General features: G+C 63.1%; 11 protein-coding genes and 1 riboswitch. Of the genes, 4 read left to right on the forward strand and 7 right to left on the reverse strand.

The window, feature by feature from the left end:
- Nucleotides 1-13: 13 nt before the first annotated feature.
- Nucleotides 14-1,165, reverse strand: coding sequence for a type III PLP-dependent enzyme (locus tag ACB032_RS13930; RefSeq protein WP_371138122.1), 1,152 nt, complete (start codon nucleotides 1,163-1,165; stop codon nucleotides 14-16).
- Between the two features lie 496 nt (nucleotides 1,166-1,661).
- A riboswitch (glycine riboswitch) is annotated at nucleotides 1,662-1,772 on the forward strand.
- A gap of 249 nt (nucleotides 1,773-2,021) precedes the next feature.
- Here ACB032_RS13930 and ACB032_RS13935 point away from each other — a divergent pair.
- Entirely contained in the window at nucleotides 2,022-3,398 is a 1,377-nt protein-coding gene (locus ACB032_RS13935; RefSeq protein ID WP_371138123.1) for an alanine/glycine:cation symporter family protein, read from the forward strand.
- A 109-nt stretch (nucleotides 3,399-3,507) separates the two neighbouring features.
- Here ACB032_RS13935 and ACB032_RS13940 read toward each other — a convergent pair whose 3' ends face one another.
- Nucleotides 3,508-4,209, reverse strand: coding sequence for a protein ligase (locus tag ACB032_RS13940; RefSeq protein ID WP_076361161.1), 702 nt, complete (start codon nucleotides 4,207-4,209; stop codon nucleotides 3,508-3,510).
- 99 nt (nucleotides 4,210-4,308) lie between these two features.
- Complete coding sequence (locus tag ACB032_RS13945) at nucleotides 4,309-5,706, reverse strand: nucleobase:cation symporter-2 family protein (protein WP_041218248.1); 1,398 nt, start codon at nucleotides 5,704-5,706, stop codon at nucleotides 4,309-4,311.
- A gap of 246 nt (nucleotides 5,707-5,952) precedes the next feature.
- On the opposite strand from ACB032_RS13945, the gene ACB032_RS13950 reads away from it, so the two are divergent.
- Nucleotides 5,953-7,092 carry a diguanylate cyclase gene (locus ACB032_RS13950; RefSeq protein ID WP_371138124.1) on the forward strand — a complete coding sequence of 380 codons (1,140 nt, stop codon included), beginning with the start codon at nucleotides 5,953-5,955 and terminating at the stop codon, nucleotides 7,090-7,092.
- A gap of 34 nt (nucleotides 7,093-7,126) precedes the next feature.
- Here the strand turns inward: ACB032_RS13950 and ACB032_RS13955 are convergent, their stop codons facing one another.
- Together ACB032_RS13955 and ACB032_RS13960 are read right to left on the reverse strand one after the other, a co-directional pair.
- Nucleotides 7,127-7,375, reverse strand: coding sequence for a YciN family protein (locus ACB032_RS13955; protein ID WP_005298586.1), 249 nt, complete (start codon nucleotides 7,373-7,375; stop codon nucleotides 7,127-7,129).
- A gap of 150 nt (nucleotides 7,376-7,525) precedes the next feature.
- A complete protein-coding gene (locus ACB032_RS13960; RefSeq protein WP_371138125.1) occupies nucleotides 7,526-8,905 on the reverse strand; it encodes an MATE family efflux transporter in 1,380 nt (459 codons plus the stop codon).
- A 120-nt stretch (nucleotides 8,906-9,025) separates the two neighbouring features.
- Here ACB032_RS13960 and ACB032_RS13965 point away from each other — a divergent pair, with 120 nt between their 5' ends.
- Nucleotides 9,026-9,883 (forward strand): AraC family transcriptional regulator, encoded by an 858-nt coding sequence (locus ACB032_RS13965; protein WP_024944726.1) that lies wholly within the window; start codon nucleotides 9,026-9,028, stop codon nucleotides 9,881-9,883.
- Between the two features lie 68 nt (nucleotides 9,884-9,951).
- Nucleotides 9,952-11,646: an NAD-dependent malic enzyme gene (locus ACB032_RS13970; RefSeq protein WP_371138126.1), complete on the forward strand. Its 1,695-nt coding sequence runs from the start codon at nucleotides 9,952-9,954 to the stop codon at nucleotides 11,644-11,646.
- A gap of 140 nt (nucleotides 11,647-11,786) precedes the next feature.
- Here the strand turns inward: ACB032_RS13970 and ACB032_RS13975 are convergent, their stop codons facing one another.
- Together ACB032_RS13975 and ompA are read right to left on the reverse strand one after the other, a co-directional pair.
- The gene (locus tag ACB032_RS13975) at nucleotides 11,787-12,839 is read right to left on the reverse strand and encodes an OmpA family protein (protein WP_201354540.1); all 1,053 of its coding nucleotides are present in this window, start codon (nucleotides 12,837-12,839) and stop codon (nucleotides 11,787-11,789) included.
- 210 nt (nucleotides 12,840-13,049) lie between these two features.
- The gene (gene ompA, locus ACB032_RS13980) at nucleotides 13,050-14,051 is read right to left on the reverse strand and encodes a porin OmpA (protein ID WP_016349943.1); all 1,002 of its coding nucleotides are present in this window, start codon (nucleotides 14,049-14,051) and stop codon (nucleotides 13,050-13,052) included.
- Between the last annotated feature and the right edge of the window lie 109 nt (nucleotides 14,052-14,160).

Here is a 14,160-nt window from a genome sequence, read left to right on the forward strand (position 1 = left end):
CTGTTGATGGCGCTTAAGCGACTGCCACCAGCTTCTGTCCCTTCTGGCTGCTGTCCAGAATGAGGATGCTCGCCTTGGGGAAGAAGTTGAAGGTGGAGGCCGAGGCCCAGGTGTAGGCCCCCATCACCCGGCCCACCACCAGCTCGCCGATGGCCAGATCCGGCAGCATGATGCCGTCACGGATCACGTCCACGCTGTCGCAGGTGGGGCCAGAGAGCACCGAGTTGTGCAGTTCGCCGCGAGCCAGCGGGGTGCTCACCGGATAGGTGACGTGGTCGTAGAGCTGGCCGTTGTAGCTGCCGTAGAGACCGTCATCCAGGTAGTACCAAATCTTGTCGCCGCGATGGGCCTTGCCCATCACGCTGGAGACCGAGGTCATGGCCGGCGCGCTGATGAAGCGGCCCGGCTCGGCAATCTTCTGCACCGTGGCCGGCAGCTTGGCCAGTGCCTCGCGGATCGGCGCGCAGAAGCCGTCGATGTCGAACTCACCGCCGTCATAGTCCACCGGGAAGCCACCGCCGATATCCAGTACCCAGGGCTTGAGACCGAGCGCCCAGGCCTGCTCCATGATCTCGCGGCAGGCGTCGATGGCCTGCACGTGGCGACGGGCGTGGGGCACCTGGGAGCCGACGTGGAACGACAGCCCCATCACCTTGATGCCCTTGGCGTGGGCCAGTTGCAGCAGCGGCAGCGCCTGCTCCGGGGTGCAGCCGAACTTCTTGGAGAGATCGACTTTGGTCTCGGGGTTGGGGAAGCTGACCCGCAGCAGCAGTTTCACTTCGTCCTTGTAGGGGATGAACTTCTCCAGCTCCAGTGGGTTGTCGTAGACAAACACGGTGCAGCCGTACTCCAGCGCATAGCGGATGTCGCTGTCGCGCTTGATGGGATGGGTATGAATGCAGCGTCCCGGGCGGACACCCTGACTGCGCACCAGATCCACTTCGCCATTGGTGGCCAGGTCGAAACAGGCCCCCTCTTCCTTCAAGACAGAGACCACTGCCTCGTGGGGCAGGGGCTTGAGTGCATAGTGCAATCGTACATCGGGCAGGGCGGCCGCCAGGGCCCGATACTGTTTGCGGACGGCTGCCTTGTCGAGCAGCAGCAGGGGGGAGCCGAACTGTTCAACCAGCTGACGGTAATCTTGTGCTACCAGGGTCTCGTTCATTCTCTTTTGGTCATCCTTAGGGGGCGTGATATGCCCAAGCCATATGGGTTGAACCGGCGACGGCCGGCTCAGGCGAGCGGTCCGGAGGGACCAACCAGGCACATTGCATAACTCCATTACAAAGTGCTTAGTTATGCGCGGGATTATCGGCTTATTGCGTTTGTGTGCAACCCTTTTGATTGGATATGTCGGCAAGTTTTTCTGGTCGAGACGAAATATCATCTTGATATGGCGGCCGTATCGGCTAGTGAAGCTGGGCCATCTGTGGCAAGTGGGAATAACTTATTGATAGTTAACGAACAAATAACAGATGGTTCGGTACGAAAAAAAACGGCGGCCGGGGTGGCCGAGTGGGAGACAGCTCACACTTTTTGGATTACCATGCCCGCTTCCTAATCCAAACTAGTTCGGATGAAGGTAGCAGGAGAGCGATGGGCAACCATCCACCGAAGAAGTGAATCTTTCAGGTACCGGGCAACCGGTGTGGACTGCTACTGGACGATACTCTGGAGAGACCCGTTTAATCGGGCGCCGAAGGAGCAAGGCACCGTGATTGCATCGCAATCTGGCGCCGGAAACTCTCAGGCAAAAGGACAGAGGGGATGGGATGGTTGTACCTGAGCTTGGAACTGTTCACGATCTGTAGCGAGAGGTCGTCAGCAAGGCAAAGAGCAGCGCAGGAACCGGAGTGTATGTAAATACATGAGGCTTCCGAACCGCACGTGAGCCTTGATCACGGCCTCGCAGCAAGAGTGTGAACACGTTCTTTGCCTGCATCCGATCGCCTTTGGGGATCGCGACACCTATGGGAAGATCATCCTTCTCCTCCTTAATTTCTGTTTCTTAAGGAGGATGCATGTCATCAATTCAATCGGCGCTCGCCGCCATCGATAGCTTTATCTGGGGTCCACCCCTGCTGATCCTGCTGGTCGGGACCGGTATCTACCTTACCCTGCGTCTGGGTCTGCTTCAGGTGGTGCGCTTGCCGCTTGCCCTGCGGCTGGTCTTTGGCCGCGATCAGGGTCAGGGCAAGCAGGGGGATGTCTCCAGCTTCGGCGCGCTCTGCACCGCCCTCTCCGCCACCATCGGCACCGGCAACATCGTCGGGGTGGCCACCGCCATCAAGCTGGGGGGGCCGGGCGCCCTGTTCTGGATGTGGATGGCTGCCCTGTTCGGCATGGCCACCAAGTACGCCGAGTGCCTGCTAGCGGTCAAATATCGCCAGCAGGACGCCAACGGCCAGATGGCCGGCGGCCCCATGTACTATCTGGAGAAGGGGCTCGGCTCCAAGCCACTGGCCAAGCTGTTCGCCCTGTTCGGCATCGGCGTCGCCTTCTTCGGCATCGGCACCTTCCCGCAGGTCAACGCCATCAGTGACGCCATGAGCCTCTCCTTCTCGGTACCCCGTGAAGTGGCCGCCGTGGTGCTGACCCTGATCGTGGCGCTGGTGACCCTGGGGGGCATCCAGTCCATCTCCAGCGTGTCGAGCAAGGTGGTGCCTTTCATGGCCATCTTCTACATCGTCGCCTGTCTGGGCGTGCTGGTGAACAATGCCAGTGCTCTGCCGGAGGCGATCGCCCTGGTGATCGGGAGCGCCTTCACCGGCCATGCGGCCACCGGCGGCTTCGTCGGCGCCGGCATCATGCTGGCCATTCAGTCCGGGGTGGCGCGCGGGGTCTTCTCCAACGAGTCGGGGCTGGGCTCGGCGCCCATCGCGGCGGCGGCGGCCAAGACCGATTCGTGCGTGGAGCAGGGGCTGGTCTCCATGACCGGTACCTTCATCGATACCATCATCATCTGCACCATGACCGGCCTGACGCTGGTGGTCACCGGGGTGTGGAGCGGCGATGCGAGCGGCGCTGCCATGACCAGTCTGGCCTTTGCCCAAGGGCTTGATGCCCATGTCGGCCAGTATCTGGTGAGCATCGGCCTGTTGTTCTTCGCCTTTACCACCATCCTTGGCTGGAACTACTACGGCGAGCGCTGCACCGAGTACCTGTTCGGGGTGAAGGCAATCAAACCCTACCGCCTCATCTATCTGGTGCTGGTGGCGAGCGGTGCCTTCCTGCATCTGGATCTGATCTGGCTGTTGGCCGACATCGTCAACGGCCTGATGGCGGTGCCCAACCTCATCGGTCTCATCGGCCTGCGCCACGTGGTGATTGCCGAGACCCGCGCTTACTTCAGCCGGGACCGGGATACGGAGTCCGAGCCCGAGCCGCAGACGGCCTGATGCCGCAACCATCCATTCCAACGAAAAGCCACGACCCGGGTCGTGGCTTTTTATATGGGTGTTTTTGATGAGGGGGCCGGTTGTGGTGCCCGGCAGCAGGGCGCTGGGTTCACTCCTGGGTCAGCAGTGCGGTGAGTCGGGTTCGCACCCTCTCCACCAGCTCGTCCTCGCTCTCTTGCCAAGCGATGGCTTGCGCGATGGTAGTGGAGGTGCTGGGGAGAAAGCGCAGCTCGCCGCCCGCCAGCTCGTAGAAGCGGCTCGCCATCCGGGTGCCTTCGTCCACGTTGCCGGCCACCAGCAGCATGGCCTGGGCCAGTACGGCACCACTGTGATCCTGGCCCGGTGCCAGCCAGCGCTGGGCAGTGCCGGTCACCTTGCGACCCCCGATCACCAGATTGTACTGGCCATCGCAAAACGAGCCGGGCACGAAGTCATAGCTGCCCTCAAGACCATATTCCCCTAGCAGGGCGAGCAGCGGCGCCCCCAGCAGCCGGTAGTAGTGAGCCAGATCCGTGGTGGTGCGAGGCAGCATGAGCGACAGATTGAGGATGCCGGCGCCATGGGGCACGGCGGTGCCGCCGCTGTCGCGCACATGCACGGGCCAGCCCTCGGCGGCAAGCTGCTCGCAGGCGGCCTGGTAGCGGGGCAAACGGGTGTCCTTGCGGGTGATGATGAGGCATTGGGGCGCCTGCCAGAGGTGGGCGCGGGGCTGGCGGTCATGGGCACACTCTCGCAGCCAGCGCTGCTCCTCGGCCAGGATCTGATCCGGGGTGTGGCTGCTGGGCAGGGGGGAAAGCAGGGTATAGGGCATGAAAGGCATCCTGAGCAGAGGCTGCCCAGCACACTACCCGTGGCAGCGAAGGAGGTAAAGCCCCGCATGGCGGGGCTTTGGTGCAAGGATGGCGGAGTGTCAGGCCTGTGCGGCGGCGCGCTTGGGCAGCAGCAGGTTCATGATGATGGCGGTGAGGCCGCCGGTGGCGACGCCGTAGGAGAGCACGCTCTTGGCCAGGTCCGGCAGGTGCTGCAGCACTTCCGGCACCTGTGCCACTCCGAGGCCCATGGCTAGCGATACCGCCAGGATCATCAGGGCGCGGCGGTCGAGCTCCTCACGGGAGATGATGCGCACGCCGGCGGCGGCGATGGTGCCGAACATGACGATGGTGGCGCCCCCCAGCACGGGCTCGGGGATCTGCTGCACCAGGCTCGCCACCGCCGGGAACAGGCCGAGCAGCGCGAGCATGGCGGCGATGAACAGACCGACGTGACGGCTGGCCACCCCGGTCAGCTGGATGACGCCGTTGTTCTGGGCGAAGGTGGACATGGGGAAGGTGGAGAAGACCGCCGCCAGCATGGAGTTGGCGCCATCGGCCAGCACGCCGCCCTTGATCCGTTCCATGTAGACCGGCCCTTCCAGCGGCTCGCCGGAGATGTCGGAGGTGGCGGTCATGTCGCCGATGGCCTCGAGCGCCGTCACCACGAAGATGATGGCGAGCGGCACGAACAGCTGCCAGTCAAAGCCGAGCCCGTAATGGAGCGGGATCGGCACCATCAGCAGCGGGCCGTCGAAGGTGGGGGCGTTGACCTTGCCCAGCAGCAGCGCCACCGCATAGCCCACCAACATGGCGATCATGATGGCGGAGAGGCGCAGCCAGGGGTTGCGGCTGCGCTGCAACAACACGATGAGACCGAGCACCAGCAGGGAGAGGAAGAGGTTGGTGTGGCTGGCGAAGCTGCCGTCTGACAGGGCGCCGTAGCCGCCCCCCATGCTGATGAGGCCCACCTTGATGAGGGTCAGGCCGATGAGCAGCACGACGATGCCGGTCACCAGCGGGGTGATGATCCGTTTGACCAGATGGAGGAAGCGGCTCATCACCACGATGGTGAGGGCGGCCGCCAGCATGGTGCCAAACAGGGTGCCCAGCAGATCCTCGGTGGGCATGGCCGCCTGCTTGAGGGCGAGGCCGGAGGCGATGATGGGGCCGAGGAAGTTGAAGCTGGTGCCCTGTACCGAGAGCAGGCCGGAACCGAGGGGGCCGAAGCGGCGGGTCTGGATGAAGGAGGCAATGCCGGACATGACCAGCGACATGGAGACGATATAGCGGGTGTCGGCGGCAGGGAGGCCGAGGGCGTTGGCGATGATGAGGGGCGGGGTGATGATGGCGACAAACATGGCGAGCATATGCTGCAGGGCGGCGAACAGGGTCTGGGGCAGGGGCGGGACATCCTCTATGCCATAGACCAGTTCGCTATGGGCTCGCCTGGGGGGATGGGCCTCTCGGGTTGCGCGTACGGCGGCAGCCTGTTCCATAAATACCTCGAATGTGTGGGGGAGGGGGCAGAAAATTGGGCGCTATTTTAGTGATTGAGAGCGGGCTGACCAGCGCTAATTCGGGTTGCAACGGGTTTATTTTTCGATGGGTTGAAACGTTTGCGCGTGGCGATTATGATCCGCCGGTTTGTGTGACGGCGCTCGCCCGGAAATGGCGCCGGTTGCATAGGATTTTGCCGCCGCACGGCGTAGAATGAGCCCTCTGTTGCGATTTGGAGGCTCTGGATGCTGAAGCTGTCGGAGTTCTGGAGTGCCCGTGCCCACTCCGAAGATTTTACCCTGACCCGCATGGGCTTTATGACGGTGCGTCTTCGGCTGCTCACCTGTCTGTTGATGGTGGGCCTGCCCGCCTGGGCGGTGGTGGACTGGCTGACCTTGCCCTCCGCCCAGTTCGATGAACTGTTTCAGGCCCGGATCTTCTGCCTGCTCGCCCTCTCCCCGCTGATTCCCTTTTCCTACCTCATCCACTTCAGACGCGAACGCATGAAGCTGGCGCTCGGCTATCTGATGGCGGTAATGATGCTCTTCTCCCTCATCTGCCTGCACAGCTTCGGCGCGGATCAGGAGCTGCAGGCGGGCTACATGGCCTTCCCCTACCTGCTCATCAGCCTGTTCGCCATCTTCCCCATTCCGCTCTCCCTCGGCCTGCAACTGGCGGGGGGCATCCTGGTCACCATGCTGGCCGGCAACTGGCTGCTGGTGGGGCAGCCGCTCTGGAGCGTGCAGACCCTCAACCAGGTCTGGCTGCTGGGGCTGTTTGCCCTGGCCAGCAGCTGGGTGCAGTGCGGCCAGCTCAACATGTTGCTGCAGCTCTACCGGGAGTCCACCACCGACGAGCTGACCGGCATGATGAACCGCCGGCTGCTGATGAAACAGCTGGAGAAGGCGCGGATGAGCATGATCCGCAAGCAGGCGCCGTTTGCGGTGCTGCTGCTGGATCTGGACCGCTTCAAGCGCATCAACGACACCTTCGGCCATCTGGCGGGGGATGCGGTGCTCAAGGAGGTGGCGGCGACCCTGGCGGAGCAGCTGGAGCCCGGCATGGTGCTGGGCCGCTACGGCGGTGAGGAGTTTGCCATCCTGCTGCCCAACTGCGCCGAGCTGGCCCAGGCCAAGCGGGTAGCCGAGCGGCTGCGGGTGGCGGTGGAGGCGCGGCTGGTGAAGAGCCCCACCTCGGACGAATTGCTGGAGGTGACGGTGAGTATCGGCCTGACCCTGGCCCTGCGCGGCGAGGGGGTGGAGGATCTGCTCAACCGGGCCGACGAGTGTCTCTACATGGCCAAGATGGCCGGGCGCAACTGCGTGGTGGGGGAGCTGGGTGGCAAGCCGGCACAGCCTGCCGTCATACAGACAGATGCCGCCTGAGGGCGGCATCTTGCTTGAGCGGGGTTGAGCGAGCTCAGCCCAGTTGGTACTTGCCGGAGAGCTGCTGGGCCAGCAGCTTGAACATGTTGAACACCGCCATGGTCTTGCCGGTCGGGGTGCCATCTTCGGCCAGGAAGAACTCCCCCTTGAACACCAGGATCTCCCCCTTCTGCTCCACCGAGTCGGCACGCATGCCGTGGATGAAGTCTTCGTGTTCCTTGATGATCTTGTTGGCCATCTCCAGCAGGGCAGTCTCGGTGATCAGCTCTTTTTGTGGTTGCATGCTCGTCTCCTTAAACGACTACTGGGCAGGGGCATAATGTCGGTGCACGCGGTGCGCCCTGCCTCTGATTGAAGAGGGGGCCAGCATACTGCAAACAGGGATTTTCTGTCATTGATATGACCCCGCATTTTCCCGCTTTGCTCTGTCCCCTTATCCCAGCACCAGATTTCTGAGCCAGCGGCGCTGGCGAATGCGACGCTGCACCAGCAACACCTTGCTGAGCTCTTCCAGCAACACCACCGCCACCACCCAGGAGAGGGGCCAGCCGAGCAGGTTGACGGCACCCCAGGCAAGCGGCAGGCCGATGCACCACATGCCGACGATGTCGATGAAGATGCTGTAGTTCACATCCCCGCCCGAGCGCAGCACTCCTATGATGCCCACCATGTTGAACACCTTGAGCAGCATGCCCAGACACATGATGGCGAGCACCTGGCCGGCCTCCGTCATCAGCTCGCCCGGCAGGTTGCCGACCCACTGCAGCAGGTGGGTCTGCAGCAGCCAGACCGCGATCCCCACCAGCAGGGCACCGATGGGGGCGAGCAGCAGGAACAGCTGGGAGTGCTGCCAGGCAACCTCGTACTCTTCCGCCCCGAGCCGGTGGCCGAGCAGGGTGGAGCAGGCCACCGCCAGCCCGAAGAAGAGGGAGATGAGGATGCTCTCCAGCGTGCCGAGGGTGGTCATGATGGCCAGCGAGTCGGTGCCAAGGTGCGCGTAAAGAAAGCCGTAGAGCAGCATGCCGAAGGCCCAGAGCCCGTCGTGGAACAAGAGCGGCAGGGCGATCAGGGTGAAGCGCACCACCTCCTTGCGCTTGAAGGCGGCCAGCCAGTCATCTTTTCGCGGGATCAGGCGCGCCTCATAGCGTCTCACGTAGAGCAGCAGCAGGGTCGTTTGCAGCAGCCGTGAAAGGGTGGTGCCCCAGGCCGAGCCGGCCACCCCCATCGCCTCGAAGCCGAAATGGCCGAAGATGAGGGCGTAGTTGAGGATGACGTTGGCGATGATGGTGATGATGCCGATGCGGGTGGGGGCGGCGGCATTGCCGACCGAGCGCAGGGCCGACTCCAGCGGCACCACCACGGCGGTGCAGAGGATGGTGGCGCCGGTGATCATCAGAAACTGATCGGCCAGCTCGCGCAGCGCGGGCTCCTGGCTGGCAAAGCCGAGCACGCTGCCTGGTGAGAGCACGTAGACGAGGGCAAACGGCAGGCTCACCAGCAGGGCCCCCACCAGCGCCAGCGCCAGCGAGCGGCGCACCCCGGCCATCTCGCCACGACCGTAATACTGTGCCGCCAAGACCGAGACCCCGCCCGAGAGTCCCGCTATCACCAGCAGATTGAAGAAGAAGACCCGGTTACCCAAGCCGACCGCCGCCACAGCCGTGGTGCCAAGCTGGCTCACCATCATGATGTCGATGAGGCCGAGCAGGGAGAACATCATGGATTGCAGCGAGACCGGCAGGGCCAGCCGCCACAATCGGGTCATGAACTCACGATCGGTGGTTTGTTTTAAAATCGCTTGCCAATAATTCATTTATGTTAACCGGGTAGATAAAAAGCAAGGTTCGTCATGGGTATGATAGGGGGAGTGGCGGGCGGCTTCACTGTGAGCCTCTCTCGGCTTTCTTGTGTAAAACTATCCTGTTGAGGTGTTATGCCGTTTGTCAGCGAGTGTCTGGAAATCGCCCCGGCCTGCGAGGAGCGAATGCTGGGGCGCGAAGGGTTGCCGCTGCTCGGCGAGGCGGGCATCTTCCTGACCGGGCTCTCGAGCATCCGCGATCACTACCTGATCCGTCGCAACCGGCCGGAGTTTCACATCCTGATGGTGAGCCACGACGAGGGGGGCGCCCTGCTCACCGATGGTGGCGAGCAGCCCATTCCGGCCGGTTCGCTCATCTTCCTGCCGGCGGCTGTGCCCGGTGGTCTCAAGCTGGTGGGGGCACAGTGGCGCACCAGCTGGATCCTGCTGGATGACGTGCCGCGCTGGCAGCACCTGCACCGGCTCGGCCACCGCATCTGGCAGGGGGAGGAAGGGGAGCAGCTCTACCACCTGCTCAGCCTGATGCAGGGGGAGGGCACTCGTTCCCCGCTGCAGCCCCAGTTGCTGAGCCTGCTGCTGGCGCTCCTGGAGCGCACCCTGCAGGGGGAGGTGCGCGGCACCCCGGAGCTCAGGTTGCAGGCGCTGTTTCGCCGGGTGGAGGCGCGCCTCGACGAGCCCTGGAGCGTGGCGTTGCTGGCCGACCAGATGGCCTGCTCGGTGCCCCATCTGCATCGGCTCTGCCAGCAGGCGTTTGGCATGGGGCCCATGGCCAAGGTGACCGAACTCAGAATGAACAAGGCGCGCCAGCTGCTGCTCTACACCAACTGGCCCCTGGGCGAGCTGGCCGGCCGGGTCGGTTACAGCGACGGCGCCAACTTTGCCAACCGCTTTCGCCGGCTCACTGGTCTGACCCCCGGCGCCTTTCGTCGCCTGGGTCGCAAACCTTTTGCAACGGATGTGCAAACTCTTTGAAATTAATGGCGCAAGCCCATAGGATCGGCGGACTCCTTCGTCCAGGTCATCGTTTAGGTACCCGATCCATGTTTGAAGATAATAACCAGAAACGTCCCCTCTACATCCCCTATGCCGGTCCGGCCCTGCTGGAGACCCCGCTGCTCAACAAGGGCAGTGCCTTCACCAGCGAAGAGCGCAGCAACTTCAACCTCGAAGGCCTGCTGCCCCAGAATATCGAGACCATCGAAGAGCAGGCCGAGCGGGCCTACCGTCAGTTCATGGCGTTCGGCAACGACATGGACAAGCACATCTATTTGCGCAACATCCAGGACACCAATGAGACGCTGTTCTACCGGCTGCTGACCAACCACCTGACCGAGATGCTGCCGGTCATCTACACCCCGACCGTCGGCAAGGCGTGCGAGGAGTTCTCCAACATCTATCGTCGTGCCCGCGGTCTGTTCATCTCCTATCCGGACAAGGACAGGATCGATGACATGCTGCAAAACGCCACCAAGCAGAACGTCAAGGTGATCGTGGTCACCGACGGTGAGCGGATCCTGGGCCTCGGCGATCAGGGCATCGGCGGCATGGGCATTCCCATCGGCAAGCTGTCGCTCTACACCGCTTGCGGCGGCATCTCGCCGGCCTACTGCCTGCCGGTGGTGCTGGACGTGGGCACCAACAACCAGCAGCTGCTGAATGACCCCTTCTACATGGGTTGGCGCAATCCGCGCATCTCGGGTGAAGAGTATGCCGAGTTCGTCGACGCCTTCATTCAGGCGGTCAAGCGCCGCTGGCCCGACATCCTGCTGCAGTTCGAGGACTTCGCCCAGAACAACGCCATGCCGCTGCTCAATCGTTACAAGAACGAGCTCTGCTGCTTCAACGATGACATTCAGGGCACCGCCGCCGTGACCCTGGGCAGCCTCATCGCCGCCTGCAAGGCCTCCGGCGCCAAGCTCTCCGAGAAGCGGGTCGCCTTCCTCGGCGCCGGCAGCGCCGGTTGCGGCATCGCCGAGCAGATCGTGGCGCAGATGAAAGCCGAGGGGCTGACCGATGCCCAGGCTCGCAGCCGGGTCTTCATGGTGGACCGCTTCGGCCTCATCACCGACAAGATCCCCAACCAGCTCGACTTCCAGCGCCGCCTCTCCCAGCCGGTGGAGCGCATCGCCGATTGGCCGGTGGGGGACAACATCTCCCTGCTGGAGGTGATGGAGCACGGTCGCCCGGACATCCTGATCGGGGTCTCCGGGCAGCCGGGGCTGTTCACCGAAGAGGTGGTCAAGACCATGCACAAGCACTGTGCCCGTCCCATCATCTTCCCGCTCTCCAACCCCACCTCCCGGGTCGAGGCGACACCGGCAGATCTCATCCGCTGGACCGACGGTCAGGCGCTGGTGGCCACCGGCAGCCCGTTTGCACCAGTGGAGTTCAAGGGCAAGCGCTACGTCATTGCCCAGTGCAACAACTCCTTCATCTTCCCGGGGATCGGCCTTGGCGTCATCGCCGCCGGCGCCACCCGGGTGACCGATGCCATGCTGATGTCGGCCAGCCGCGCGCTGGCGGAGTGCTCGCCGCTGGTGAAAGGGGAGGAGGGCTCCTTGCTGCCGGATCTGGCGGATATTCACCAGGTCTCCCGCTACATCGCCAAGATGGTGGCCAAGACCGCCATGCTGCAGGGCAAGGCGGTACAGACTCCTGACGAGGTGATCGATCAATCCATCGAGGCCAATTTCTGGCGCCCCGAGTATCGTCGCTATCGCCGCACCTCCTTCTGATCTCTGCGGGAAGACGCAAAGCAAAAGGGATGCCTCGGCATCCCTTTTTTGTGCATCGCGTTGTGGGTGGGCTTGCTCACCACCTGTTGTTATCTGCACCTCTTCACACGTCTGGCGCTGTGCTCTCTTCGTAGCTGGAATTACTGCTCGGCCGGGGCGGCGGCCTCGGGGGCACCCTGAGTACCGGTGACCCTGACTTCCACCCGGCGATCCGGTGCCAGGCAGTCGATGAGGGCGGCCCTGGCCTTGATGGCATCACACTGGCTGCCGGTGACCGGGTTGCTCTCGCCATTGCCCTGGATGCTCACCTTGTCGGCGGGCAGCCCCTTGCCGATCAGGAAGTTGGCGACCGTGCTGGCGCGGGCTTCCGACAGCGCCTGGTTGTTGGCATCCGACCCGATGCGGTCGGTGTAGCCCATCACCACGGCGTTGCCATCCTTGGGCTTGACGTCGGCTATCTGCTGATAGAGCGACTCCAGCGCCTGCATCCCCTCCGGTTTCAGCTCCGCCTTGCCGAACGCAAACAGCACGTCCGAACTCAGGTTGAAGGTCTGATCCACCGGCTCGGGAGCGGGTGGTGGCGGGGGAACGACCATGGGGGCTGGGGCTGGCTCGACCGGTTTGCTGCGGTTGGGGTGGATCACCAGCTCCAGGGTGGCGGTGCTGATGTCGCTGACCCAGCGCTGGGTGCCGCTGCCCACCTTGTCATTGTCGGGATCGTCGCCGACCCGGACCATGTAGCGGTAGCGGGCCTGGATGTCGACCCAGTCGTGCAGCTTGGCGGTGAGGCCGAGGCCGGCCAGCGGAGCCAGGTTGTTGTCGCCGCCGTTGATGGACTTGACGTGGTAGACATAACCGCCGCCCTCGGCGAACACCGAGAAGATATCCCCCAGTGGCAACCGACCAATCACCGACAGGGTGGCGCCCTGGCTGCTGAAGTCGTTGCCCTGCACGTCCCAGTCACCGGTCGACAGGTAGCCGAGCTCAGCCCCCAGATTCTCGGTGAAGTTGTAGCCGCCGAACAGGGAGAGTGCGGTGGCGTCCTTGCTCGCATCCTTGCCAAAGTCACCCAGATCGTGAGCAATGGCCCAGCCACCCCCCACCCCGGCGTACCAGTCGTTGTCCGGCGCCGCCTGTACGCCCGTGGCTGCCAGTGCCAATGCAATCCAAACAGGTTTTACTCTTATGTTCATCGCGTATCCTCGTCGATGTCTGGTGTAGTAGGGCGCAAGCCCTGTTGTGTACAACCACCACTATTTATAGGCGATGCAGGGTTTTTAACCACTTAGGTGGTATCGAGGATGGCAATGAGCGGGATCTGCGGGTCAGCCGAGGGGCTCAGGGTGAGCGCAAGGCAATAAAAAAGGAGGCCTGACGGCCTCCTTTTCGGTCACCAAGGTGACTTACTGGGTGACTTGCTGTACGCCGGTGACGCGCACTTCTACGCGACGATCCGGGGCCAGGCAGGCGATCAGCTGGGCCTTGGCCTTGATGCCGTTGCACTGGGTGCCGGTAACCGGGTTGGCTTCGCCACGACCTTCGATGGCTACCTTGCCGGCAGGCAGACCCTTGCCGACCAGGAAGTCGGCCACGGTGCGGGCACGGGCTTCAGACAGCTTCAGGTTGTAGGCGTCGGAGCCGATGCGGTCGGTGTAACCAACGACCACGGCGCTGCCATCTTTCGGCTGTACGTCGACGATCTGCTGATACAGGGTGTTCAGGGCGGCAACGCCTTCCGGTTTCAGGGTGGATTTGCCGAAGGCAAACAGCACGTCTGAACTCAGGGCGAAGTTCTTGTCGACCACGACCGGCTCAGGAACCGGCTCGGGGGCCGGTGCCGCTACCGGTGCCACGTAAGTGGAACGGTTCGGGTGCATCACCAGTTCCAGGGTGGCGACGCTCATGTTGGTTTCCCAGGTCTTCTGCTCGTCACCCAGGTTCCACATGTAGCGGTAACGGGCCTGCAGATCGATCAGGTCAGAGAGCTTGGCGGTCACGCCCAGACCGGCCAGCGGCGCGGTGCCGTTGTCGCTGCTGCCGTTGCCGTTGACGTGGTTGAAGTAGGCGCCGCCTTCTGCAAACACGGAGAAGATGTCGCCGAGCGGCAGACGAGCCAGACCGGACAGGGTTGCGCCCTGGGTCTTGAAGTCAACGCCATCGACGCCACCCTTGCCGGCGTAGAGATAACCCAGCTCGGCGCCGAAGTTATCGTTGAAGTTGTAGCCGCCAAACAGGGAAAGCGCGGTGGCATCCTTGTCGGCATCTTTGCCAAAGTCGTTCAGGTCGTGGCCATAAGCCCAACCAGCACCAATACCTGTGTACCAGTCGTTGGCAGCCTGAGCGGTGGAAGTCCCCATGGCCGCGATGGCCAGAGCAATCAGGGCGGGTGCCATTTTCATTTTCATCGTTTTATCCTCGTTGAGTTTGCCGTGCTAGGGCGTACTGCGCACTCTTCAGTTATACCGGTCACAAGTGACAATTCAGCTGCGACCGCCATGGTGAACCACGGTTGGC

This window comes from Aeromonas sp. S5(2024), from assembly GCF_041403025.1.
GTDB classification, from domain to species: domain Bacteria; phylum Pseudomonadota; class Gammaproteobacteria; order Enterobacterales; family Aeromonadaceae; genus Aeromonas; species Aeromonas hydrophila.